This window comes from Nocardia sp. NPDC003726 (assembly GCF_053586955.1).
Window position 1 is genome coordinate 47,101 of sequence record NZ_JBSFNF010000022.1, and the last position, 21,729, is coordinate 68,829.

The following is a 21,729-nucleotide window of genomic DNA, read 5'->3' on the forward strand; positions in this document are numbered from 1 at the left end:
GTTCAATCCTGACAGGGGGCTCCATCCAGCCGCTGCGCGGCTGTAGCTCAGTGGTAGAGGCCGTGCCCGGTGTTGTAAGCGAGCGGTCGTCAGTTCAATCCTGACAGGGGGCTCCATCCAGCCGCTGCGCGGCTGTAGCTCAGTGGTAGAGGCCGTGCCCGGTGTTGTAAGCGAGCGGTCGTCAGTTCGATCCTGACAGGGGGCTCCATCCAGTCGCTGCGCGGCTGTGGCTCAGTGGTAGAGGCCGTGCCGGGTGTTCGGGGTCTCTGATCGAGAGGGTGCCGCTTCATTCGGTGGGTGCCCCGGTGTGGTTCTTCGTAGTCGCCGTCAGTTGTGGCCTCGCTCGGGTTCGGCTGGACGATGCGGTCGGGTCGGCAGCCTTCGAGCGGATCTGCGGGATCGCGTGACGAGCGGGGCGGGCGAGGGCCGACGCGGAGCGAGCGCACCGCCTGTGCTTTTCGTTGCGGAATTCGTGGGCTGCGGTGCCGCCACGGGACAACTGTTCCGAAGTGGGACGTGTCGTCGAACGCGCCGATCCAATTCATCGCATATGTCGGAGAATTCGTCCTCGTGGTCCCGTCGCGGCCGGGCTGGGAAAGCGGCCGACCAGTTCGGTGGTTGGTAGCGAACGGGCAGCACATCTGAGCGCCGACCGACAAGCATGTTTCCGGCTACGAGTCTGTTTGTAGTCTGGTGTGCGCAAACATTTCTCGGGATAGGCATGTTCAGATCACGCGCAAACACCGGATGGGCCACAAATAGAGCATGGCGGCATACTTCGCGCACATTCGGGTGACTCTAGCTGTACCGGGTTCTCCATCTGTCGAAAGTTACTGAGATGTACGAATACAACGCGTTGCCGCCGGCCGTTGCGCGGTCTCGTACCATCCAGGGGGCGCGCGATGACTGAGCTGATCGACTTCTCCGCCGCGCTCATCGAGCCGCAAGCGATCAAAGACGCCGGATACGCGGGCGTCATCGGCTACTTCAGCGATTCCCGGCCCGGGACGAATTTCGGTGCGAAGCCGCTGCGGCGGGAATACTGCGACCGATTGCGTGCCATCGGGCTCGAGATAGTGACCAATTACCAGTACGGCAAGGGCGAGACGTCGGACTGGAAAGGCGGTTACGACGCGGGGGTGCACCACGCGCGGATCGCGCTCGATTATCACCGCGCGGCCGGTGGGCCGCGCTCGCGCCCGCTGTATGCCCCGGTCGACGCAAATCCGACGCTGGCGGAATGGAATTCGCTGATCGCGCCGTTTCTCCGAGGCTGGGCGTCGGTGGTCGGTCTGGAATGGACCGGCATGTACGGCAATGCCCGATGCATCGACTGGGCGCTGGAGGACGGCGTCGCCAGCTGGTTCTGGCAACACAACTGGTCCGGCGATCCCTCGATCAACGGCGACCATCCCGCCGCGCACCTGCATCAGATCCGCATCGACGCCGACCGGGTCGGCGGTGTCGTGGTGGATATCGACAAAGTTCTCGCCGACGACTACGGCCAATGGTCGAAGGCGCCGAATTCAGGGGGCACAATGCAAAAGCCCGACTACATCGAATTGGACCGGATGGGCGACTCCGCGTCCAGCCGCCACGGCGCCCGCGTGGAGAACTTCCTGCTGCACACCCAGGAAGGCAATGGAACGGCGGAGAGCCTGGCCAACTACCTCAACAATCCGGCGAACGGGGTGAGCTACCACTACACCGTCCGCGACCGCGTGGTGGTCGACGTGGTCGACACCGACCTGGCCAGTTGGTCGGTGCTGGACGCGAACTCGTTCACCATCAATCTCTGTTTCGCTGGCAGCCGCGTCGCGTGGAGCCGGGACGACTGGCTGCGCATCCGCGACGACATCCGCATCGCGGCGTGGCTCGCGGTGCAGGACGCGCGCAAGTACGGGTTCGACACGTATGTCATCGCACCGCCCTACCAGCGGCGTCAGGGCATCTCCGACCACAAGTACGTCACCGAGTGCCTCGGCATCGGCACGCACACCGACGTGGGACCGAATTTCCCCTGGGACGTGTTCGCCGACGATGTGCGCGGCTTCGCCACCGGCGAGCCGAGCGGGTCGGAGCCGAACGCGATCAACGATTGCGCGGCGGCGAATCCGTGGCTCGGCCGGCGGATCACGCAGGGGGAGATCGCGACGCCCGACGGCGCGGGACGCTTCGCCCAGTTCGAACACGGCTACATCTACTGGCATCCGGATACCGGCGCGCACGCCATCCCGGAAACGCTGTGGGGAAAGTTCGAGGCGATGGGCTGGGAGGCGGGCCCGCTCGGGTATCCGATCACCGACCGCACCGTGACGCACGGGCCGGACGGTCAGCTGACGGGTGAGGTGCAGGGTTTCCAGGGCGGAGCGCTCTATCGGCGGCAATCGAGCGACAACGTGTGCTGGGTGCACGGCGCGATCCGCGACCGCTGGAACCGCTCGGGTTACGAGAACGGACCGCTCGGCTGGCCGGCCACCGACGAAATCCCCTGGGACACCGGGACCTACCAGGATTTCGAGCACGGCCGGATCTACTGGACCCCCAGCCAGACCCTGGCCACGGTCGCGGTCGGCGGAGTCGACACACCCCTGCGCGACGTGGCGAGTTAGGCGGGCACGTTTTCGCCGTAGCCGAGATCGCGCAGCGCCTGCTTGATCTTGGCCTGCGCCTCGTCCAGCGACTCGGGGCTCGGGTTCGGGTCGGCGCCGGAGATGTCGAAATCACCCAGCGAGAAGGCCGGGAACACGTGCACGTGCAGGTGCGGCACTTCCAGACCGGCGATGAGCAGACCGGCGCGCGGCGCGTCCCAGGCCGCGCGCACGGCCTGGCCGATCTTCTGGGCGACGGCGGTCAGCCGGGCGAAGGTGCCCGCGTCGATGTCCTGCCACTGGTCGATCTCCTTGCGGGGCACCACGAGGGTGTGACCGGGAGTGACCGGGGCGATGGTGAGGAAACCGACGAACTCGTCGTCCTCCCAGACGAAACGGCCCGGGAGCTGACCGGCGATGATCGCGCTGAAGACAGAAGCCATGTCCCGCAGCGTAGCCCCGAGTCGCGGCAGGCGCCCCGCGCTATACCGCGACGAAGTGCGACAGGATGCCCTGCACCTCGTAGATGTCCACCTGCCGGTTGAACCGCTTCAGCAGCGGCTCGTCGCTGCCCGAGATCCAGATGGCCAGCTCCGCGTCCAGATCGAAGGTGCCTGCCGTCTCCACCGAGAAGTGGGTGATCGCGCGATAGGGAACGCTGTGATAGCTCACCTTGCGGCCGGTGACGCCCTGCTTGTCGATGAGGATCAGGCGGCGGTTCGTGAACAGCATCGCGTCGCGGACCAGCAGGTACGCCGCGTAGACCTGTTCGCCGTTGCCGAGGAGCTTGGCGTACTCCTGTTGCGCCTGCCCCGGATCGATCCGGCCGGCGTTGCCCATCAGTCCGTCGATCAGACCCATTTCAGCACTTCCTTCGGTGCTCCGGAGGCACGAGTGGTCAGGCCCCCGCTCATGCCGGAAAAGGACACAGTGGTCGGTGCGGGCCGGGTGCCGTCCCACATCCGTTGTCCCCTTTCATCATCCCCTCCGCGCGCACCGGCAGCGGCGATCCCGCCGAACGGCTCGTTTAGGCTGTCTGCCGTGCGTGTACTCGTCATCGGTTCCGGAGCCCGTGAACATGCCCTCGTCCTGGCCCTGCGCCGGGACCCCGCGGTGACCGCGCTGTTCGCCGCTCCAGGCAATGCCGGGATCGCGCAGCACGCGCAGGTTCGCCCGGTCGACCCGTGTGCCGCCGAGGACGTGGTCGCGCTGGCCACGGAGGTGGATGCCGACCTGGTGGTGATCGGCCCGGAAGTCCCGCTGGTGCTCGGCGTCGCCGACGCGCTGCGCGTGGCGGGCATCCCGTGCTTCGGACCGTCGGCCGCGGCCGCCCGGATCGAGGGCTCCAAAGCCTTCGCCAAGGACGTCATGTCCGCGGCGGGCGTGCGCACCGCGCACAGCGAAGTGGTGGACAACCCGGCCGAGCTGGACGACGCGCTCGACCGCTTCGGTCCCACCTGGGTGGTGAAGGACGACGGACTCGCCGCGGGCAAGGGCGTGGTGGTGACCGCCGACCGCTCGGCGGCGCGCGAGCACGGGGCCGAACTGCTGGAGCAGGGCCACCCGGTGCTGCTGGAGTCGTTCTTGGACGGACCGGAAGTCTCGCTGTTCTGCCTGGTCGACGGCGAGACGGTGGTTCCGCTGCTGCCCGCGCAGGATCACAAGCGCGTCGGTGACGGTGACACCGGACCCAACACCGGCGGCATGGGCGCCTACACGCCGCTGCCGTGGCTGCCCGAGCAGACCGTCACCGCGATCGTCGACGACGTGGTGAAACCCGTTGCCGCCGAGCTGGTGCGGCGCGGCAGCGGCTTCTCCGGCCTGCTCTACGCCGGGCTGGCGATCGGCGCGGCCGGCCCCGCCGTGGTCGAATTCAATTGCCGCTTCGGCGATCCCGAGACGCAGGCGGTGCTGGCGTTGCTGGACAGCCCGCTCGGCGAGCTGCTGTACGCCACCGCCACCGGCACGCTGGCACAGGTGGCCCCGCCGCGCTGGCGCGACGGCTCCGCCATCACCGTGGTGCTCGCCGCGGAGAACTACCCGGGGCGTCCGCGTCTCGGCGACGCGATCTCCGGCGCTGGCGAGGGCGCGTCCGACGAGAACGCCACGGTGCTGCACGCGGGCACCGCGCAGCGCGAGGACGGCGCGCTGGTCTCCGCGGGCGGACGGGTGCTGAACGTGGTGGGCGTCGGCGCCGACCTCGCCGAAGCCCGCGCCCGCGCCTACGACCGCATCGCCGCGATCAAACTGCCCGGCAGCCACTACCGCACCGACATCGGCCTGGCCGCCGTGGAGAACCGCATCGAGGTCTGAGCCGCGGCTCGACTCCCCTGAGCCGCCCGGCGCGTCGCGGGCTCAGCCGAACGTGAGTCCGCGCACCGCCAGCCATTGCTGCGGGTCGACGTGTTGTCCGCCGGCGATCACCTCGAAGTGCAGGTGCGGCCCGGTCGAGTCGCCGCGGTTGCCCATGCGGGCGATCTGCATGCCCGCTGGCACCCGCTCGCCGACCGAGACGAAGAAGTCGTACATGTGCCCGTAGACGGTGATGCTGCCGTCGTCGTGGCGGATCCGCACCCACAGGCCGAAGCCCTGCGCCGGTCCGGCGTCGATGACGGTGCCGTCGGCGACCGCGTAGATCGGGGTGCCGATCGGGCCCGCGATGTCGATGCCGTTGTGGAACGTTCCCCAGCGTGACCCGAAGCCGGAGGTGAAGACGCCGTGGGCGGGCAGCGCGAAGCCGTGGCCGCCCGGCAGCGTCGCCCCGGGCTGCACCGGCGCGGTTCCGGTCATCCACGGCTGCCGCTCACCGGCCACGGCGGCGGCCGCCTCGGCCTTCGCGCGTTCGAGCGTCGCGCGCGCTGCGGCCGCGACCACCGCCTGCTCGCGCAGCCGCTCACCGTTGGCGATCGCGTTCAGCAACCTGGTCACCGAAGGCGGGGTGTTCTGCATCTGCGGGGGATAGGCGACGGCGACGCGCTGGGCGCGGTCCGGTGCGGGCGTGCGATCGGTGACCGTCCCGGCGAAGGACATGTCGCCCGCGGCGAACATCGCGGTCGCCGCGAGCCCGCCCAGCAGCACCTTGTGCTTGCGCGCCAGCGCCAGCAACTCCTCGCCGGTGGGTTTGCGCCGCCACAGGTCGCGCGGGTCCGGCCTGCGCTGCCACCAGGCCCGCAGCCGGCGCGGATCGAACCGGCCGCCATCGCCGAAAAGCCGTCGCCGGGACCGGCGCGGCAAGCCCGCACGCCAATCGCGCGGAATGACGCCGATACCGGCCACTCCGCGCACTCGGTCGAGTCCGTCTCGTCGAGACTTATCGAGCATCGGGTAGACCATAACCGCGACTGTGCGGCGAAGCGTGCTCTACCGTCTGTCGAGTGTCCAGAGAATCTCGCCGGTCGACCATTCCACCTTTCTACGTGATGGATGTGTGGAAAGCCGCCGCGGAACGCGCCCGGACCCACGGCGATGTGCTCGTGCTCGCGGCGGGGCAGCCGTCGACGCCTGCGCCCGCGCCCGTCCTGCGCGCGACTCAACTGGCCATCGGGTCCGAATTGCTCGGCTACACGGAGACTTTCGGCATTCTGGCGATTCGGGAAGCGATCGCACAACACCATCGGGAAACCTACGGTTACCAGGTCCACCCGGACGACGTGGTCGTGACCACCGGCTCGTCCGGCGCGTTCTCGCTGATCTTCCTCGCCGCGTTCGACCCGGGCGACACCGTCGTGGTGGCGCGTCCCGGGTATCCGGCCTACCGCAACACCCTCGCCGCGCTCGGCTGCCGCGTGCTGGAACTCGACTGCGGCGCGCAGACCAGGTTCCAGCCCACCGTCGCCATGCTCGAGGCGCTTCCCGAGCCGCCCGCCGGCCTGGTGGTGGCCAGCCCCGCCAACCCCACCGGCACCATGATCGCCCCGGCGGAGCTCGCCGCGCTGGCCCGCTGGTGCGAGGAGCACGGCACGCTGCTGATCTCCGACGAGATCTACCACGGCATCACCTACGACACGGGCCCCGACAGCGCCACCTCGTCGGCCTGGGAGACCTCGCGGGAAGCGGTGGTGATCGGCTCGGTCTCCAAATACTTCTCCATGACGGGCTGGCGGCTGGGCTGGATGCTGGTGCCGAGCGGCCTGCGCCCCGCGCTGCAACGGCTGGCCTCCAACCTGACCGTGTGCCCGCCGGCGATCTCGCAGTACGCGGCGCTGCACGCGTTCGGCGCTGAGGCCAAGGAAGAACTCGACGGGCACGTGCGGCGGTACGCGGAGAACCGGCGGTTGCTGCTGGACGGCCTGCCGAAACTGGGCATCACCGACCTCGCCCCCGCCGACGGCGCCTTTTACGCCTACGCCGATATCGGCCACCTCACTGACGACTCCCGCGCCTGGTGCGCCGACGTGCTGAACCACACCGGCGTCGCGCTCGCTCCGGGGGTGGATTTCGACACCGTCAACGGACACCGGACGGTTCGTTTCTCGTTTGCCGGAGCAACCGCCGACATCGAGGCGGCGCTGCTGCGTCTAGGGCACTATCTAGGCGTTTGAAAGCCCTGTCCGGCAAGAACTTTTCGCAGTTCGGCACCCTGGCCGCGCGGATGCGGTAAAACAACGATGGTTGCTTTTCCTCGCTGATTTCCCCTGGAAGAACTGATGACGACTGGCACGATGGCACGGTGATCACCGCGACGACCCCGAAAGGCGAACGGCGTCGCCAGGCTTTGATAGCCGCCGCTGCCGAGCTGTTGCTCGAAGGCGGTTTCGAGGCGGTGCGGCATCGTTCGGTTGCGACGCGCGCTGATCTGCCTCTGGCGTCGACCACCTACTATTTCGAATCCTTGGACGACCTCATCGCTCGGGCCGTCGAGTTCAGCGGCAATGCCGAGCTGGACGCGATGCGCAGGCGGGTCGGCGAGGTGAGCCACCGCCGCCGCGGCGCGGAGGCCACCGTCGACCTGGTGCTCGACCTTCTGGTGGGCAGCGACGGGGCCGACGAAGGCGCGCGCGGGCAACTCATCGCACGCTACGAGCGTTCGGTCGCATCGGCGCGGCACCCTGAGCTGCGCGAAGTCCAGCTACGGCTGCGCGCCCAGCTGGACGAGCTGCTGGCCGACGTGCTGCGCCGATCCGACCGGATGGTGCGGCCGGAGCAGCTGCGCCGGCTGGTCGCGGTGGTGGACGGAGCCGTGGTCGCCGCGCTCACCGAGATGGACCCGGAACCGCGGCGGATGGCCCGCGGCGCGCTGCTGGAAGTGATCGACATCGTGGCCCCGCCCGCGCGGTCGGCGGCCCCGGAGGCGGCGGCCTACGCGGGCACGGACGGTCCCGTCCGTGCCACGCCCCAGCAAGTGGATCGTTACCGAGCACTAGACTGACCGGACGTGAGCATCGTCCCCAATGTCCTCGCCACCCGTTACGCCAGCCCGGAGCTGGTGCACCTGTGGTCGCCGGAGCACAAGGTCGTACTGGAGCGACGGCTGTGGCTGGAGGTGCTGCGGGCGCAGGCGGAGCTGGGCGTCGAGGTGCCGGAGGGGGTCATCGCCGACTACGAGCGCGTGCTCGACGAGGTGGACCTGTCCTCCATCGCCGAACGCGAGCGGGTGACCCGGCACGATGTCAAGGCGCGCATCGAGGAGTTCAACGCGCTGGCCGGGCACGAGCACGTGCACAAGGGCATGACCAGCCGCGACCTCACCGAGAACGTGGAGCAGCTGCAGATCCGGCTCTCGCTCGAGCACGTGCACGCGCACGGCGTGGCGATCGCCGCGCGACTGGCCGAGCGCGCCGCCGAACACCAGGCGCTGGTGATGGCGGGCCGCTCGCACAATGTCGCCGCGCAGGCCACCACGCTGGGCAAGCGGTTCGCCTCCGCGGCCGACGAATTGCTGATCGCGCTCACCCGGCTGCGTGAACTGATCGAGCGTTACCCGCTGCGCGGGATCAAAGGCCCGATGGGCACCGCGCAGGACATGCTCGACCTGCTCGGCGGCGACCCGGCCAAGCTCGCCCGGCTGGAGCAGCAGGTGGCCCGGCATCTCGGTTTCGCGACCGTGCTCACCAGCGTCGGCCAGGTCTACCCGCGCTCGCTGGATCACGATGTGCTGTCCACGCTGGTGCAGGTGGGCGCAGGTCCGTCCTCGTTCGCGCACACCATCCGGCTGATGGCCGGGCACGAGCTGGTCACCGAGGGTTTTCAGCCCGGCCAGGTGGGCAGCTCGGCGATGCCGCACAAGATGAACACTCGCTCGTGCGAACGCGTCAACGGCTTGCAGGTGGTGCTGCGCGGTTACGCCTCGATGGCGGCCGAGCTGGCGGGCGCGCAGTGGAACGAGGGCGACGTGTTCTGCTCGGTGGTTCGCCGTGTCGCGCTGCCGGACGCGTTCTTCGCCATCGACGGGATGATGGAGACCTTCCTCACCGTGCTGGCCGAGTTCGGCGCCTACCCGGCGGTGATCGCCCGCGAACTGGACCGGTACCTGCCGTTCCTCGCCACCACCCGCATCCTGATGGCGGCCGTCCGGACCGGTGTCGGCCGTGAAACCGCGCACGAGGTGATCAAGGAGCACTCCGTCGCGGTCGCCCTCGCGATGCGCGAGCAGGGACGCGAACCCGACTTGCTCGACCGCCTCGCCGCCGACCCGCGCCTTCCCCTGGACCGCCCCGCCCTCGACGCGGCGCTGTCGGACAAGTCCGCCTTCGTCGGCGCGGCGGAGTCCCAGGTCGCCGACGTCATCGGCCAGGTGCAGAAACTCGTCGACCGCTACCCGGACGCGGCCAGATATTCACCGTCGCCGATCCTGTAGCGGGACTGCGCCTTTCGCGGCCAAATCGTTCGTCGGCTCGACTGGTGGCCGGTATCGTCCCCCGGGGCCCATTCACGCCTTCGTGGACGAGTCGATTCGCCGCGACCGCTACATACTGTGCGCTGCCCTCGTGCCCGCCCAGCTGCTCGAGCACGCACGAGCGGTGGTCCGCGGTCTGTGTTTGCCCGGCCAGCGCCGGTGGCATTTCGCGAAGGAGCCGGACCAACGACGTCGGCAGATCCTCGCCACGATGGCCCGATGTGAAGGCGTGCGCGTCGCGGTCTTCGTCGGGAAAGGCGCCTTAGGTGCGCGTTCGCGACGAGAGTATGGCTCGATTGGTCACCTATCTGGTGGATCTGCAGGCTGAGCGGTTGGTTATCGAATCGCGCGAGAGCCTGGACCATCGCGATCGCAATTGCATCGCCGCAGCGCTTCGTAAGGCTTCGGCGGAACTGCCGTACCTGCATCTGCCGCCGCACACTGAGCCGGGACTATGGTGGCCTGACGCCGTAGCCTGGGGCGTTCGGCGCCGGTGGGGTTTGGCGGCCACTGGTGGCTTCCTTGGTTGTCGACGTCATCGATGTCGACAACCACTCCAGAAACCCGACTGCTCACCGTCCGGAGAGGAGCCGGGTCCACTTCTCCCAGCTACTGCCAGGAGCTGATTCGATGGTACCGCACCGGTGGTGTCCGGGCTATCCATTACCCGGCATCGCCGCGACCGGAGACCGCATAGGCTGCCGGTCGTGAATCCCTACACGATTTTCGCCGATATCGTTGCCGGGCGGGCCCCGTCGAGCAAGGTCTATGAGGATGACGATGTCCTGGCGTTCATGGACATTCGGCCGATGACGCCGGGGCATCTGCTGGTGGTGCCGAAGGTGGCGGCGCGCAGTCTGGCGGAGCTGGATCCGGAGGTCGGGGGGAAGCTGTTCCAGGTGGGGCAGCGGTTGGCGGCGGCGTTGCGGACCAGCGAGGTCGGCTGCGACGGGGTGAATTTCTTTCTGGCGGACGGGGTGACGGCCGGGCAGGAGGTCTTCCACGTGCACCTGCACGTCATCCCGCGTACGCCGGGCGACGGGTTCGGTTTGCGCGGCCGCCCGACCAGTCCGCGGCGGGAGGATCTGGACTACCTCGCCGCCTCGATCCGGGGCGCGCTGGGCGACTGAGCTCGCCGCCGGGTTGCGTGCTCTTGTCGGCTCTCGTTTGTCGTCGCCGGTCATCGCGCTGGGCGGCGTCGATCGCGGAGAGGGCCTCCGCGAAACGCTCGGCTGCGGTGCCACAGCCGAGCATTCGTCATCTTCCGATCCGCTGGAAGCCGGGCAGCCGGGTGACGACCGCTCGGTGCCCACGAGAGGGCTCGGCCTCTCGGGTATTCGCAGGACTTGGCGACGAGTCAGTCCCCCACCAGTTGGGCCGCCGTCCAGTTGGGGTAGTCGCTGTACCCCTCGGCAGTGCGGCCGTACAGGAACTCCTCGCGAATGGGGGCGAGGGGCAGGTCGTACCGGATGCGATGCACCAGATCGGGATTGGCGATGAACGCCCTGCCGAACGAGACCAAGTCGGCGTGTCCGGCGCGCAGCACCTCTTCCGCGCCCGCCGCCGTGGTCGGCTCGCGGTTCTCGCCGATATTCGCGATGAGCGTGCCGTGCCAGCGCGGGCGTAGATCGCGCAGCGCGGGGTAGCGATCGTTGTCGGTGAGGTGCAGGTAGGCGAGGTCGCGCGCGTCCAGTTCGGCGACGAGCGCGCGGTAGAGCGGGGCCGGGTCGGCTTCGTACATGTTGAACTGGGGATTGCCCGGCGAGAGCCGGATGGCGGTGCGGTGCGAACCGATCGCCCCGGTCACCGCGTCCACCACCGCGAGGGGCAGCCGCATGCGGTTGACGATCGAACCGCCGTACTCGTCGTCGCGCAGGTTGGTGTTGTCGGCCAGGAACTGGTGCGGCAGATAGCTGTTGGCGGCGTGGATCTCGACGCCGTCGAAGCCCGCCGCCACGGCATTGCGCGCGGCGGCGGCGTAGTGCCCGATCGCGGCCTCGATACCGGCGCGATCGAGCGCGGCGGGAGTGATCGGATCGGCCTTGCCGCCGTCGATCAGATGCACCCGGTCGTCGTCGAGCACCGCCGACGGTCCGGCCGGCCAGGATCCGTCGATCCGGGCGAGCGGGTGACCCTTGCGTCCGCCGTGCATGAGTTGCGCGAAGATCCGTCCGCCGCGTGCGTGCACCGCCTCGGTGACCCGGCGCCACGCCGCGACGTGCGCCTGCGTCTGCAAGCCCGGCACCCACGCTTCGCTCTGACCGGTCGAATGCGGCCAGATGCCCTCGGTGACGATCAGTCCCGCGGTCGCGCGCTGGGCGTAGTAGTCGGCGACATCGCTGGTCGGGGACCCGTCGGGCAGCGAGCGCAGCCGGGTCATGGGCGCCATGACGATCCGGTTGGGCAGGTCGAGCGGGTGGTTGCGGTATTCGGTCAGAAGCAGCATGGCTGTACCGTAAAACCTGACATTGATGTTAGGTCAAGGAGCGAAGATGCGGATCGGTGAACTGGCCGAGCGGACCGGCGTGAGCGTCCGGTCGCTGCGGTACTACGAGACCAAGGGCCTGCTGAGTTCGCAGCGGTCCTCCGGCGGGCAGCGCGAGTACGCGGAGGCGGCGGTCGAGCGGGTCCTGCGCATCCAGGAGATGTTCGCCGCGGGCCTGCACAGCGACACGATCGGGGAACTGCTGCCGTGCATCAACGACGTCGACGGCACGCCCAACGCCATGGCCACGCCGTTCCTGGTGGAAAAGCTCACCGAGGAACGAGCCAGGATCGATCAGGCGATGCGCGATCTGCGCCGCACCGGTGACGTGCTCGACGGCATCATCCGTGCGGCGGGCGGCGAGGCGGCCGAACAGTAGGGTGGACGCCATGGCTCTCGACAGCGGAACGATCTCCGAACCCGGTAGCGGCGCGGTGGCGCCGCCGGTCGCCAAGCAGGTGCCCACCGAGCGGGTGCACCACGGCGACGTGTTCGTCGACGAGTACGAGTGGCTGCGGGACAAGGACAACCCCGACGTCATCGCCTACCTCGAGGCGGAGAACGCCTACACCGAGGCGCAGACCGCGCACCTGAGCACGCTGCGCGAGACGATCTTCGACGAGATCAAGGCGCGCACGCAGGAGACCGATCTGTCGGTGCCGACCCGGCTGGGCGACTACTGGTACTACTCGCGCAGCTTCGAGGGCAAGCAATACGGTGTGCACTGCCGGTGCCCGATCGACGCCGAGGCCGAAGGCATCGACGCGTGGACGCCGCCGCAGCTGGACGCCGAGACCGAGGTCCCGGGCGAAGAGGTGCTGCTCGACAGCAACGAGCTGGCCGAGGGACACGACTTCTTCGCGCTCGGCGCGTTCTCGATCAGCCACGACGGCACGCTGCTGGCCTACTCGGTGGACAACGTCGGCGACGAGCGCTACGTGCTGCGCTTCAAGGATCTGCGCACCGGCGAACTGCTCGGCGACGAGATCGCGGGCGCCGCTCCCGGCGCGACCTGGTCGCTGGACGGTAGCCATGTCTTCTACCAGACCGTGGACGAGTCGTGGCGGCCCGACACGGTGTGGCGCCACCGGCTCGGCAGCACCGATCCCGACGTCAAGGTGTTCCACGAACCCGACGAGCGCTACTGGGTGAGCATCGGTGCGACCCGCTCGGAGAAATATCTGATGATCTGGGTCGGCTCCAAGATCACCAGCGAGGGCTGGGTGCTCGAGTCCGACGATCCCGAGGGCGAGTTCCGGGTACTGCTGCCGCGCCGCGAGGGCGTCGAGTACTCCGCCGAGCACGCGGTGATCGGCGGGCGGGACCGGTTCCTGATCCTGCACAACGACGTGGTCGACGGCGTCAAGGCGGAGAACTTCGTGCTCGCCGAGGCGCCGGTGGACGACCCGTCGAACCTCACCCAGCTGATCGGCCATCGCGACGACGTGCGGCTCGAGGACATCGACGCGTTCCGCGACCACCTGGTGCTCAGCTACCGGCGCGAGGCGCTCACCCGGATCGCGGTGTGGCCGCTGACCGCCTCCGGCTACGGCGAGCGGCGCGAACTCGAGTTCGATCTGGAACTCTTCGCGGTCGGCACCGGCTCCAACCCGGAGTGGGCCCAGCCGACCTTGCGCATCGGCCTGACCTCCTTCATCACCCCGATGCAGGTCTTCGACTACGTTCCCGCCACCGGAGAGCTGCTGCTGCGCAAAGAACAGCCGGTGCTCGGCGGTTACGACGCCGACGAGTACGAGCAGCACCGGGATTGGGCCGTGACCGAGGACGGCACCCGGATCCCGATCTCGCTCGTGCGGAAGAAGACGACCGCCGACGGGCCGAAGCCGCTGCTGCTGTACGGCTACGGCTCCTACGAGGCGAGCATCGACCCGTCCTTCTCGGTTGCCCGATTGTCGCTGCTGGATCGCGGCATGGTCTTCGCCGTCGCGCACGTGCGCGGCGGCGGCGAGATGGGCAGGCTCTGGTACGAGCACGGCAAGACGCTCACCAAGAAGAACACCTTCACCGACTTCGTCGCCGCCGCACGGCATCTGGTCGACACCGGGGTCACCGCCCCGGACCGGATGGTCGCCGACGGCGGCAGCGCGGGCGGCCTGCTGGTCGGCGCGGTGGCGAACCTGGCTCCCGAGCTGTTCACGGGCATCCTGGCGAACGTCCCCTTCGTCGATCCGCTCACCTCGATCCTCGATCCGTCGCTCCCGCTGACCGTGATCGAGTGGGACGAGTGGGGTAACCCCCTGGCCGACAAGGACGTCTACGCGTACATGAAGTCCTACTCGCCGTACGAGAACGTCGAGGCCAAGGACTATCCGGCGATCCTGGCCATCACCAGCCTGAACGACACCCGCGTGCTCTACGTCGAGCCGGCGAAGTGGATCGCCAAGTTGCGCGCCACCGCGACCGGGGACGCGCCGCTGTTGCTGAAGACGGAGATGAGCGCGGGCCACGGCGGGGTCAGCGGGCGCTACGAGAAATGGCGGGAAGTGGCCTTCGAGCACGCCTGGGTGCTGGACACGGTCGGTCTCGCCGACGCGTGACGCACCGGCGCGCCGCTGGTGGCGGCGGCGCGCCGAGCGCGGGGCGACCGCTCGACGCAGCTGTGGCGCAGTGTTCGCCACCTGGTCATACAGTCTGCACATCACGGACACGTGCGGCTGGCACCGTGGGGTCCATGAACGCTGAGCTGATCGTGTCGGTCTCCGGGATCAGGGACACCACCCGGGACTTGGCGATCGAATTCGCCGAACAGATGGATCGGCGCGGCGTGCCGCTCTCGCTGCTGGTCGCGCCGCGGTTGAAGGGCAAATACCGGCTGCTCGAGGACCCGGCGACGCAGGCATGGCTGCGCGGCAGGCGGGCCAGGGGCGACGCGATCGTGCTGCACGGCTACGACCAGGCGGCCACCAAGCGGCGGCGCGCCGAGTTCGCCACGCTGCCCGGACACGAGGCGCGGCTGCGGTTGACCGCCGCCGACCGGGTGCTCGAGCAGGTCGACCTGCGCACCCGGCTGTTCGCCGCCCCGCGCTGGGATGCCTCGGCGGGTGCGCTGGACGCGCTGCCCGATGCCGGTTTCCGGTTGGCGCTCGGCCTCACCTCGATCATCGACCTGGAGCGCAACACGGCGCAGAAGGCGAGGGTGTACGGCATCGGCGAAGGCTTCCGCGCGGAACCGTGGTGGTGCCGCGCCTTGGTCATGGGCGCCGCGCGCACCGCCCGTCGCGGCGGCGTGCTTCGCCTGGCCGTTTCGGCCGCCCAGCTGGGGCGGTCCGGCCCGCGTCAAGCCATGCTCGACGCCGTCGACCTCGCCCTGTTCCACGGCGCGACCGGCGCCACCTACCGGTGGGAGCCCTTCCGGGCGGCTCGGGCCGCATGACTGACGCCGCGGGCGGGGGCGGGTCGGCTCCGTCGCCCGCGGCCGGTCGGGACCGCTGTGGCGCGACCGATCGGCGCCGCCGCCCGCGAATGGCGTAGCCGGGCGGCGGCGCTGTCATGATCAGGACGCGGCGATCGTCGTCTCCGCCACGGCGGGCGCCGCGTCGTGGGTGAAGCCGCCGGCCTCCGCACGGGTGAGCGAGGTGGCGAACGGCCGCTGCCGCAGCTGATCCATACAGCGGTCGAGATCGGCGAGCAGCAGGTCGGCCATGTCGATGGTGAAGCCGTGGCGCAGCACCGCGCGCATCACTGTCTCGTCGTTTCGGTCGGCGGGCAGCGGGTAGGCGGCGATCAGCCAGCCTCGGGAGCGCAGCCGGTCGGACAGGTCGTAGAGGTTGAAGCCGGGATCGCCGGTCAGCCGCCAGCACACCGCCGTGATGCCGCGCTGCGGATCGCCGTCGTGGATCAGCTCGAAGACCCCGAGCCCGCGCAGGCCGGCGGCCAAGTGCTGCGCCGCGCGGTAGATCGCGGACTGCACCCGCGCGTAACCGGTGCGCCCCAGCCGGATGAACTGGTAGTACTGCGTGATCGCCTGCCCGCCCGGCCTGGAGAAATTGAGGTTGAAGGTGGCCATGCTGCCGCCGAGGTAGTCGACGTCGAAGATCAGCTCCCGCGGCAGGTCGGCGGCTTCGCGCCAGATCGCCCAGCCCGCGCCGAGCGGGGCCAGCCCGGTCTTGTGGCCGGAGGCGTTGATCGACTTCACCCTGGGCAGCCGGAAATCCCACACCAGATCCGGTGCCGCGAACGGGGCGAGGAAGCCGCCGCTGGCCGCGTCGACGTGGATGGGGATGTCCAGGCCTTTGTCGCGCTGCAACGCGTCGAGCGCGGCGCTGATCCCGTCGACGTCCTCGAACAACCCGGTGTAGGTCTGGCCGAAGGTCGGCACGACCATCATGGTGTTCACGTCGCAGAATTCCGCGAGGTCGTCGGGGTGCATGGTGAGCCGGTCGCCGCGCAGCGGGATCTGGCGGATCTCGACATCGAAGTAGCGCGCGAACTTCTCCCAGCACACCTGAACCGGCCCGCAGACGAAGTTGGGCGTCCCGGTGCCGCCGCGCTTGCGCCAGCGGAATTTCGCCGCCAAGCCGCCGAGCATGGCCGCCTCGCTGGACCCGATGGTCGAGGTGCCGTGCGTGGCGGCAGGGTCCGGCGCGTGCCACAGATCGGCGACCATCCGGACGGCCCTGCGCTCGAGCTCGGCGGTCTGCGGGTACTCGTCCTTGTCCACGATGTTCTTGTCCAGGCACTCGGACATCAGCCTGCGCGCCTGGTCGTCCACCCAGGTGGTGCAGAACGTGGCCAGGTTCATCCTGGAGACGCCGTCGAGCATCAGTTCGTCGTGCACGATTTCGTAGGCGACCTGCGGGAACATCTCGTGCGCGGGGAATCCGGCCCGCGGCGCGGACCGGCTGAGCCCCGGCAGGGCGAACAGGTCATCGGCTGCTTCGGACATGTCAACGGCCTCCCGATTCGACGGTGTGCGGGCGTGCCTGCCGAGAATGCCGACAGTTTGCCAACACCCTCGACGCTCAGCTTGGCACACCCATTCCGCCATTCGACGCACTACGCGCTTCCGCGTGGACACCCGCCCGGCGGTGCGAACTGTGCCCGAGGGCCGGGGATAGGGTGGGGGAATGGCGGAGGATGTGCGGGTGGCGGAATTGCGCGGTGCGGTGGCCGGATTGATGGAACAGGCGAAAACCGATTTGGCACAGCTGGTTTCGTTCCGGTCGGTGGCCGATCCGCGGCAGTATCCGATCGAGGAGTGCGACATGGCGGCGCAGTGGGTGGCCGACGCGTTCGCCGCCGCCGGACTCACCACGGTCGGCCTGCACGAAACGCCGGACGGCACCAAGGCGGTCGTGGCGTCCCGGCCCGCCCCCGCCGGCGCGCCCACGGTGTTGCTCTACTGTCACTATGACGTGCAGCCTCCGATGGACGAGGCGGCGTGGCGCACCCCGCCGTGGGAACTGACCGAGCGCGACGGGCGCTGGTACGGACGCGGCAGCGCCGACTGCAAGGGCAACATCGTCATGCACCTGACGGCGTTGCGGGCGCTGGGCCCGGATCTGCCGCTTGGCGTCACCGTCGTCGCGGAGGGCTCCGAGGAGCAGAGCACCGGTGGACTCGAGCGTTTCGTCGAGGCCCATCCGGACCTGCTGCGCGCGGACGCGATCGTGGTCGGCGATTGCGGCAACTTCGCCGCGGGCGTGCCGACCTTGACCCAGACGTTGCGCGGCGGCGTGAACGTGGTGGTCACTGTCGAAACCCTCGCCAGCCCTCTGCATTCCGGCATGTTCGGCGGTCCGGCGCCCGACGCGCTGGCCGCGCTGATCCGCCTGCTGGCCTCGCTGCGCGACGAGCGGGGCAACACCACCATCGATGGGCTGCCGAACGATCAGGTCTGGCCCGGCGTCCAGTATCCGAGCGAGCAGTTCCATGCCGACGCGCGCGTTCTGCGCGGAGTGGAACTCGTCGGCGACGGCACCGTCGCCGACATGCTGTGGGCCCGGCCTGCGCTGACGGTGCTCGGCATCGATGCCCCTCCGGTGGTGGGATCGGCCGCCGCGATCCCCGCGACCGCGCGCGCCCGCCTCAATCTGCGCATCCCGCCGGGCACCGACCCGGATGCCGCGTACCGGGCGCTCGTCGCGCATCTGGAGGCGCACACCCCGTGGCGTGCCGAGCTGACCGTCGAACTGGAAGGCGCCGGAGCGCCTTTCCGGTCCTCGACGGGCGGCCCGGCGCGCGCCGCGATGGAAGCGGCGCTCGCCGCGTCCTATGGACGCCCGGCGACGACCCAGGGGCAGGGCGGGTCGATCCCGCTGTGCAACGTCTTCGCCACCACCTACCCGGACGCGGAGATCATGCTGATGGGTGTCGAGGAGCCGAAGTCCTTGATCCACGCGCCCAACGAGAGCGTGGATCCGAAGGAGATCGAACACATGGCGCTGGCCGAGGCGATCTTCCTCGCCACCTACGCCGGGTAGCGCTACAGATCGGTGTCGCTCTCCGGCCCGAGCACGCGGAATTCGGTTCCGGCCGGGGCCATCTCCGACAGCCTGCCGAAATAGATGCCCTGCGCCTCATCCCGGATGATGCCGTAGTGGATGGGCAGCGCGACACGCGGAGCCACCGCGCGCAGGTAATCGACGGCTTCGCTGACCCGCATCCAGGGCGCGGCGGCCGGAGCGGCGAGCACGCCCACCGGCACCGGCGGCACCCACAGCGAGTCGCCGGGGTGCACGAGCTGTGCCGGGTCCTCGGCGGTGCCCAACTGGAAGACGGTGTTGTCGATCACGGGGATCTCCGGATGGATGACGGCGTGCCTGCCACCGCCGCCGGTGATGCGGAGATCGCCGAGAGTGAGCACGTTGCCCGCGTGCACCGCTTCCCACCGCTCGCCGCGCTGCTCGGCGGTCTGTGGGTCCGACAGCAAGCGCGCGCCGGGGTTCGCGTCGATCAGCGCCTCGATCCGGTTCGGGTCGATGTGATCGGGATGCTGATGGGTGACCGCGATCGCGTCCAGGCCGGTGAGGCCCTCGAAGCCGTGCGAGAAGGTGCCCGGATCGAACAGGATCTTCTTGCCGTGCAGCTCGACGAGAAGGCAGGAATGACCGAAGTGGGCTATGCGCATGCCGTCATGCTAGCCACGCCGGGTGTGTTCTCCGCGACAGCGCGCGGTCTCGGCCGACCCCGCGGATGACGCAGGCGACCAGCACAACTACGCTGCTGAGGTAACCCCCCAACCACATGAGGAGCAACGCGTGGCACGAGTCGTGGTCGAGGTGATGCCGAAGGCCGAGATCCTGGATCCGCAGGGGCAGGCCATCGTCGGCGCACTCCCCCGCCTGGGATTCGAGGGCATCTCGGACGTGCGGCAGGGCAAGCGATTCGAACTCGACGTCGATGACAGCGTCGACGACGCGGCGCTCGAGCAGATCGCCGAATCGCTGTTGTGCAACACGGTGATCGAGGAGTGGAAGGTGGTTCGCGTCTCATGACCGCGCGCATCGGGGTCATCACGTTCCCCGGCACGCTCGACGACATCGACGCGGCCAGGGCGGTGCGCTTGGCAGGCGCCGAGGCGGTGAGCCTGTGGCATGCCGACGCCGACCTGAAGGGCGTCGACGCGGTGATCGTGCCCGGCGGCTTCTCCTACGGCGACTACCTGCGCGCGGGCGCCATCGCGCGCTTCGCCCCGGTGATGGGCGAGGTCGTGCGCGCGGCGGGTTCCGGGCTGCCGGTGCTCGGCATCTGCAACGGTTTCCAGGTGCTGTGCGAGGCCGGGTTGCTGCCCGGCGCGCTGACCCGCAACGAGGGGCTGCACTTCATCTGCCGCGATGAGTGGCTCACCGTGGAATCGGTGTCGACCGCGTGGACCTCCCGCTTCGAGCCGGGCGCGCAGATCCTCGTTCCGCTCAAGTCCGGCGAGGGGCGCTATCAGGCCTCGGAGGCGGTGCTCGACCAGCTCGAGGGCGAGGGCCGGGTGGTCTTCCGCTACGCGAGCGCCAACCCGAACGGCTCGCAGCGTGGCATCGCGGGCATCGCGTCGGCCAACGGTCGCGTCGTCGGGCTGATGCCGCACCCCGAACACGCCACCGAGCCGCTGACCGGTCCCAGCGACGACGGGCTCGGCCTGTTCCTCTCGGTGCTGGACACGCTCGTAGGGGTCTGATCGTCCCGGCGCCGATTCAGCTGATGCGGTCGATGATCTCGAAGTCCACGCCGTTCGCCCGGGCCACGTAGCCGTGCTGAATCGCCTGGTTGCCTCGGAAACCCCGGATTCCGGACGGGGTTTCCAGGTACAGGCCGTGATCGAGCGCGCCGAGGATCTCCGGCACTTGCAGTGACCCGACCGTCCGCGCGAGCGCGCCGAGGGTGTGGATGGCTTCGTAGGTGGCGTTGCTGAAGCTGGTCAGCGCGGGGGCGAACGCGCCGTGCCGCGCGCGGTAGCGGGTCATCCGGTCGCGCGCGTCGGGTACGCGCTCGTCCAGGAAGAAGCTGGACGCCACGAAGAAGTCGTGGTTGGCCTCCGCGCCCGCCGCCAGCAACACGTTCTCGTCGGCGGCCGGGCTCAGCCGCAGTTGCCCCGTGTCGCGGCCACCGGCCGCGTACTGCCGGTTGAAGCGGGCGACGTCGGCGCCGACCATCAGGATCACCACCGCGTCGGCCAGGTCCAGGGCAGGGTGAGCGAGAAAGTCCGAAAAGTCCGCGTACCCCAGCGGGACATACCGTTCCAGCACGATCGCGGCCGGATCGGCCAGGCTCGCCCGAATCGCCCGGGCGGACCGGCGCGGCCAGATGTAGTCGTTGCCGATGACGGCCCAGCGCCGCACGCCGTACTCGCGTTCGAGCCAGTGCACGGCGGCCACGGTCTGCCCGGCCGGGTGCTCGCCGACCATCAGCACGCCGGGCAGTTCGTCGGTCATGCCCTCGTGGCTGGTGGCGTACAGGTACGGCACCCGTCCCGCACCGGCTCGCGCCACCGCTCGGCGCACCGCGGAGGTGTGCCAGCCGGTGATCGCGTGCACCATGCCGGTGGCCAGCAGGGCGGAGACCTCAGCGGCCACCTGGTGCGGCGGTCGCCCTCCGTCGATATTCGTAGTACGAATTTCCCGCCCCAGAATTCCCGGGCCCTGGTTGATTTCCTCGACCGCGAGCGATATGGCCGCATCGCAGGACGGTGCGACGATACCGCCGGGTCCCTGCCGCGGAACTATGTTCATGACCTCGATCGTGCCGTCGGGGCTCTCGATCGACGTCGACATTCGGTACTCTTCTTCTCGTTCGAGCGGAATTCACGGCAGGCGGGAAATAATGACGTCCATTGTAAGCGGAAATTCGACGCTGCATGGCGCGCTGCGTGCCGCGGAGCGCGGTTGGGTACGGCACCTGGACGCGGCGCTGTGCGCCAGGCAGCTGTCGCCGGATCAGTGGTCGATGCTGTCGAACCTGTGTGGCGACGCGGGCATCACGATGACCGAACTGGCGGCCAAATCGCAGCTCGCGCCCTCCTCGGCCACCAGGCATGCCGACTATCTGGCCGAGCGCGGCCTGATCTTCCGGCTCGCCGCCCAGGACGATCGGCGCCGCATCCTGATCGGCCTCAGCAGGCTCGGCGCCGATCTGGTCGCCGAGGTGCGCGCGGAGGAAGCGCGCGCCGAGCAGGAGTTGCGCGGGCGAATCGGCGCGCGCCGATATACCGAACTCATGCGATTGCTCGACCTGGTTTCCATCGCCTCGGAGTAAATACTCTCGCGTACCGGACATTCGTCCGATGAATGCCGCGAACATCCGATTCGTGATCGGATGCCAGACCATTCTTGCCCTTATGTCGCGGGTCGAATCGGCAGGCGCCTCGT

20 protein-coding genes and 1 tRNA gene (1 of these 21 only partly in view) are annotated in these 21,729 nt (G+C 69.2%); 14 read left to right on the plus strand and 7 right to left on the minus strand.

The features are described 5' to 3' along the window. Positions 1-24, plus strand: a tRNA-Thr gene (locus ACWDMM_RS25455) (it extends 151 nt beyond the left edge of the window). 878 nt (positions 25-902) lie between these two features. Beyond that, positions 903-2,612 (plus strand): glycoside hydrolase domain-containing protein, encoded by a 1,710-nt coding sequence (locus tag ACWDMM_RS25460; protein WP_449939888.1) that lies wholly within the window; start codon positions 903-905, stop codon positions 2,610-2,612. Here ACWDMM_RS25460 and ACWDMM_RS25465 read toward each other — a convergent pair. Together ACWDMM_RS25465 and ACWDMM_RS25470 are read right to left on the minus strand one after the other, a co-directional pair. Further along, entirely contained in the window at positions 2,609-3,034 is a 426-nt protein-coding gene (locus ACWDMM_RS25465) for an HIT family protein (protein ID WP_195078140.1), read from the minus strand. The genes ACWDMM_RS25460 and ACWDMM_RS25465 overlap by 4 nt on opposite strands. Before the next feature lie 40 nt (positions 3,035-3,074). Next, entirely contained in the window at positions 3,075-3,452 is a 378-nt protein-coding gene (locus tag ACWDMM_RS25470; RefSeq protein ID WP_067795076.1) for a PH domain-containing protein, read from the minus strand. Between the two features lie 180 nt (positions 3,453-3,632). Here ACWDMM_RS25470 and purD point away from each other — a divergent pair, with 180 nt between their 5' ends. Further along, positions 3,633-4,904, plus strand: coding sequence for a phosphoribosylamine--glycine ligase (gene purD / locus ACWDMM_RS25475; RefSeq protein ID WP_195078141.1), 1,272 nt, complete (start codon positions 3,633-3,635; stop codon positions 4,902-4,904). Positions 4,905-4,946: 42 nt separating this feature from the next. Here the strand turns inward: purD and ACWDMM_RS25480 are convergent, their stop codons facing one another. Continuing rightward, the gene (locus tag ACWDMM_RS25480) at positions 4,947-5,912 is read right to left on the minus strand and encodes a M23 family metallopeptidase (protein WP_357110182.1); all 966 of its coding nucleotides are present in this window, start codon (positions 5,910-5,912) and stop codon (positions 4,947-4,949) included. Between the two features lie 53 nt (positions 5,913-5,965). Between ACWDMM_RS25480 and ACWDMM_RS25485 the strand changes: the two genes are divergently transcribed. The 4 genes from ACWDMM_RS25485 (at position 5,966) to ACWDMM_RS25500 (ending at position 10,556) form a co-directional block, all read left to right on the plus strand. Beyond that, entirely contained in the window at positions 5,966-7,132 is a 1,167-nt protein-coding gene (locus ACWDMM_RS25485; RefSeq protein WP_195078143.1) for a pyridoxal phosphate-dependent aminotransferase, read from the plus strand. Between the two features lie 128 nt (positions 7,133-7,260). Then, positions 7,261-7,959 (plus strand): TetR/AcrR family transcriptional regulator, encoded by a 699-nt coding sequence (locus ACWDMM_RS25490; protein ID WP_323124119.1) that lies wholly within the window; start codon positions 7,261-7,263, stop codon positions 7,957-7,959. Positions 7,960-7,965: 6 nt separating this feature from the next. Then, positions 7,966-9,387, plus strand: a complete 1,422-nt coding sequence (purB, locus tag ACWDMM_RS25495) for an adenylosuccinate lyase (RefSeq protein WP_449939894.1) — start codon at positions 7,966-7,968, stop codon at positions 9,385-9,387. 746 nt (positions 9,388-10,133) lie between these two features. Continuing rightward, the gene (locus ACWDMM_RS25500) at positions 10,134-10,556 is read left to right on the plus strand and encodes an HIT family protein (RefSeq protein ID WP_195078145.1); all 423 of its coding nucleotides are present in this window, start codon (positions 10,134-10,136) and stop codon (positions 10,554-10,556) included. Positions 10,557-10,783: 227 nt separating this feature from the next. Here ACWDMM_RS25500 and ACWDMM_RS25505 read toward each other — a convergent pair whose 3' ends face one another. Next, complete coding sequence (locus ACWDMM_RS25505; protein ID WP_357110174.1) at positions 10,784-11,872, minus strand: alkene reductase; 1,089 nt, start codon at positions 11,870-11,872, stop codon at positions 10,784-10,786. 46 nt (positions 11,873-11,918) lie between these two features. On the opposite strand from ACWDMM_RS25505, the gene ACWDMM_RS25510 reads away from it, so the two are divergent. From ACWDMM_RS25510 to ACWDMM_RS25520, 3 genes are all read left to right on the plus strand, one after another. Continuing rightward, positions 11,919-12,290, plus strand: a complete 372-nt coding sequence (locus ACWDMM_RS25510) for a MerR family transcriptional regulator (protein ID WP_195078147.1) — start codon at positions 11,919-11,921, stop codon at positions 12,288-12,290. A 10-nt stretch (positions 12,291-12,300) separates the two neighbouring features. Then, positions 12,301-14,469: a S9 family peptidase gene (locus tag ACWDMM_RS25515; protein WP_357206598.1), complete on the plus strand. Its 2,169-nt coding sequence runs from the start codon at positions 12,301-12,303 to the stop codon at positions 14,467-14,469. A 134-nt stretch (positions 14,470-14,603) separates the two neighbouring features. Further along, positions 14,604-15,305 (plus strand): DUF2334 domain-containing protein, encoded by a 702-nt coding sequence (locus ACWDMM_RS25520; protein ID WP_449939896.1) that lies wholly within the window; start codon positions 14,604-14,606, stop codon positions 15,303-15,305. A 120-nt stretch (positions 15,306-15,425) separates the two neighbouring features. Here the strand turns inward: ACWDMM_RS25520 and ACWDMM_RS25525 are convergent, their stop codons facing one another. Then, the gene (locus tag ACWDMM_RS25525) at positions 15,426-16,817 is read right to left on the minus strand and encodes a glutamate decarboxylase (RefSeq protein WP_357206594.1); all 1,392 of its coding nucleotides are present in this window, start codon (positions 16,815-16,817) and stop codon (positions 15,426-15,428) included. 181 nt (positions 16,818-16,998) lie between these two features. On the opposite strand from ACWDMM_RS25525, the gene ACWDMM_RS25530 reads away from it, so the two are divergent. Then, positions 16,999-18,354 (plus strand): dipeptidase, encoded by a 1,356-nt coding sequence (locus ACWDMM_RS25530; RefSeq protein ID WP_357110162.1) that lies wholly within the window; start codon positions 16,999-17,001, stop codon positions 18,352-18,354. 2 nt (positions 18,355-18,356) lie between these two features. Here ACWDMM_RS25530 and ACWDMM_RS25535 read toward each other — a convergent pair whose 3' ends face one another. Next, positions 18,357-19,001: an MBL fold metallo-hydrolase gene (locus ACWDMM_RS25535; protein ID WP_195078152.1), complete on the minus strand. Its 645-nt coding sequence runs from the start codon at positions 18,999-19,001 to the stop codon at positions 18,357-18,359. Positions 19,002-19,131: 130 nt separating this feature from the next. Between ACWDMM_RS25535 and purS the strand changes: the two genes are divergently transcribed. After that, on the plus strand, positions 19,132-19,368 hold the full coding sequence (gene purS, locus ACWDMM_RS25540; protein WP_195078153.1) for a phosphoribosylformylglycinamidine synthase subunit PurS: 237 nt from the start codon (positions 19,132-19,134) through the stop codon (positions 19,366-19,368). Next, positions 19,365-20,042 carry a phosphoribosylformylglycinamidine synthase subunit PurQ gene (purQ, locus tag ACWDMM_RS25545; protein WP_195078154.1) on the plus strand — a complete coding sequence of 226 codons (678 nt, stop codon included), beginning with the start codon at positions 19,365-19,367 and terminating at the stop codon, positions 20,040-20,042. Before purS ends, purQ begins: the two co-directional genes overlap by 4 nt. Positions 20,043-20,058: 16 nt before the next feature. Here purQ and ACWDMM_RS25550 read toward each other — a convergent pair whose 3' ends face one another. After that, positions 20,059-21,093 (minus strand): substrate-binding domain-containing protein, encoded by a 1,035-nt coding sequence (locus ACWDMM_RS25550; protein ID WP_323124120.1) that lies wholly within the window; start codon positions 21,091-21,093, stop codon positions 20,059-20,061. Between ACWDMM_RS25550 and ACWDMM_RS25555 the strand changes: the two genes are divergently transcribed. Further along, entirely contained in the window at positions 21,092-21,616 is a 525-nt protein-coding gene (locus tag ACWDMM_RS25555) for a MarR family winged helix-turn-helix transcriptional regulator (RefSeq protein WP_323124121.1), read from the plus strand. The two genes, ACWDMM_RS25550 and ACWDMM_RS25555, sit on opposite strands and share 2 nt — an antisense overlap. Positions 21,617-21,729 lie beyond the last annotated feature (113 nt).